Consider the following 2,443-nt stretch of genomic DNA (forward strand, 5'->3'; position numbering starts at 1 on the left):
CACCTGGATCAGGCCAAGCTTGAGGAAGTGGCCCGCGAGGTCACCGGCAAGCTGCTGGAGCCCCTGGTGGAGAACGCCAAGGTCGCTGTGGAGCTTTTGCACGACCGCGTGTGCGTACGCATCGAGGACCCGGAGAATTCCGGCCTGCTCATCGGACGCGAGGGCCAGACCCTGGCCAGCATCCAGTACCTGGTGAACCGCCTGGTCAGCAAACGCATGGACGCCTCCGTGCGTGTGCAGATCGACGCCGGCGATTACCGGGAGAACCAGGACGAGCGCCTGCGCCAGATCGCCCGCCACCTGGCGGACAAGGCCATGGCCACCGGCCGCACCCAGAGCACCCGCCCCATGAGCAGCTACCACCGCCGCGTGGTGCACCTGACCCTGCAGGACGACGAGCACGTCTTCACCCGCAGCAAGGGCGAGGGCTCCATGAAGCGCGTGCTCATCATGACCAAGCGCAAGGGCAAGAACGGCGAGATGCTGGAGGAGATCCCCCAGGACGCCGCCCAGGACTTCAACGACGACGCCAGGGACTAAGCCCCCCGGCGACCACCATGCCGACAACGCCGCCGGGGCCGGAGACAACTCCAGCCCCGGCGGTTTTCTTTCAGGGAGGCACATGGCCCACATGAGCACGGGCGACACCATCGCCGCCATCGCCACGGCCCAGGGGCCGGGGGCCGTGGGCATCATCCGCGTGAGCGGACCGCAGGCCCGCGCCCTGGCCGAGGCCCTGTTCCGCTCCTCGCGCCCGGACTTCACCGGCCTCAAACCCTACCGCCTGCACCACGGCAGCCTGGTGGACGCACGCGGCAGCGTGCTGGACGAGGTGCTCGCGGCCTTCATGCCCGGTCCGGGCTCCTTCACGGGGGAGGACGTGGCCGAGCTCTTCTGCCACGGCGGCCCGGCCGTGCTGCGCGCAGTGCTGGACGAACTGCTGGCGCGCGGGGCCCGGCTGGCCCTGCCCGGCGAGTTCTCCTTCCGCGCGTACAGAAATGGCAAGCTCGACCTGGCCCAGGCCGAGGCCATTGCCGAGACCATCGCCGCGCCCACGCGCGCAGCTCTGCATCTGGCCCAGCTCAAGCTTTCCGGGGCGCTTTCCGCGCGCGTAGGCGACCTCCGCGCCCGGCTGGAGGACCTGCGGGCCAAGCTTTGCCTGGCCGTGGACTTCCCGGACGAGGACGTGGAGTGCCTGCCCCTCCCCGCCCTGCGGGACGAAGCCCTGGCCGTGGCCCAGGCGCTGGCCCCGTTGCTGGCCGGGGTGGAGCGCGCACGCGCTTGGCGCGAGGGCGTGCTGGCCGTGCTGGCGGGCCGCGTCAACGCGGGCAAATCGAGCCTCATGAACGCCCTGGTGGGCCGCAACCGCGCCCTTGTCTCCGCCGCGCCCGGCACCACGCGCGACTACATCGAGGAGCAGCTGGACCTCTCTGGGCTGCTGCTCCGTCTGGTGGACACGGCGGGTCTGCGCGCGGCCGCGCCAGACAAGGTGGGCGAGGTGGCCATCGACGCCGTGGAGGCCGCCGGGCAGGAGCTGACGCGGGAGTTCATGGACCGGGCCGAGGCCGTGCTTTACGTGCTGGATGCGTCCAGGCCGCTGCATGCGGAGGATGCCGACGCCCTGCGCGGGCTGGACCCGGCGCGGACCCTGGCGGTGCTGAACAAGGGCGACCTGCCGCCCGATGCGGACCTTGCCGCTGCCGTTGGCGCTCTTGGCCTGGCCTGTGTGTGCGTTTCGGCCAAGACCGGGGCAGGGCTTGACGAGCTGTGCGCCTTGTTGCGCGGGAGGCTGGCGGGCGGCGCGCGCGAGCCCGAGGCCGACGAAATAGCGCCCAATGCGCGGCAGGCCCAGGCCATTGCCCAGGCGCGCGGCGAACTGCTGGCCCTGGCCGAGGAGACAGGCCTCGGCCTGCCCTACGACATCCTGGCCCTCAGGCTCGACGCCGCCTGCCGGGCCCTGGCGGAACTCACGGGAGACATTGCCCCGGACGAGGTCCTGAACGCCATCTTTTCAAAGTTCTGCATCGGGAAGTAACCCCCGCCCTGCGCAAAAGAAAAGGCCCGGAAGCGCTTCCGGGCCTTTGTCGTTTCAAACGTCTGGTCTAGCGGTGGCCGCGCGGTCCACGATCATCGTCGCGGTCTCCGCGATCGTCGTCATGACCCCGGCCTTCCTTGCCCCTGCGTCCCCAGGCGTTGCCGTGGCCGTTGTCATGGCGGTCGCGATCGTCGTCGCGGTCATAGCGCGGCGGATTGTGGGGCGGATCCCAGCGCACCGGCTCCCAGCCGCCGGACTCGAAGCGGTAGTGGTCGCCGCGATGCTCCCAACGGGCGGGCACCCAGCGCTGGCCGGGCCGCTCCCGGATCCAGTGCCCTTCGGACCAGTGGTAGCGGCCGGAATCCCAGAACCACACGCCCGGCACCCATACCCAGCCAGCGCGCTGTC

Annotated in this window: 2 protein-coding genes and 1 pseudogene; 2 read left to right on the top strand and 1 reads right to left on the bottom strand. The window is 70.8% G+C overall.

The window, feature by feature from the left end; translation table 11 throughout:
• A partial coding sequence (locus tag VN419_RS13000) for a protein jag (RefSeq protein ID WP_325647646.1) occupies positions 1 to 540 on the top strand: 540 nt, incomplete at its 5' end.
• An 82-nt stretch (positions 541 to 622) separates the two neighbouring features.
• Entirely contained in the window at positions 623 to 2,035 is a 1,413-nt protein-coding gene (gene mnmE, locus VN419_RS13005; protein WP_325647647.1) for a tRNA uridine-5-carboxymethylaminomethyl(34) synthesis GTPase MnmE, read from the top strand.
• Between the two features lie 67 nt (positions 2,036 to 2,102).
• Here mnmE and VN419_RS13010 read toward each other — a convergent pair.
• A pseudogene (locus tag VN419_RS13010) lies at positions 2,103 to 2,443 on the bottom strand (hypothetical protein); the annotation flags it as partial.

It is taken from the genome of Humidesulfovibrio sp., from assembly GCF_035560995.1.
Classification (GTDB): domain Bacteria; phylum Desulfobacterota; class Desulfovibrionia; order Desulfovibrionales; family Desulfovibrionaceae; genus Humidesulfovibrio.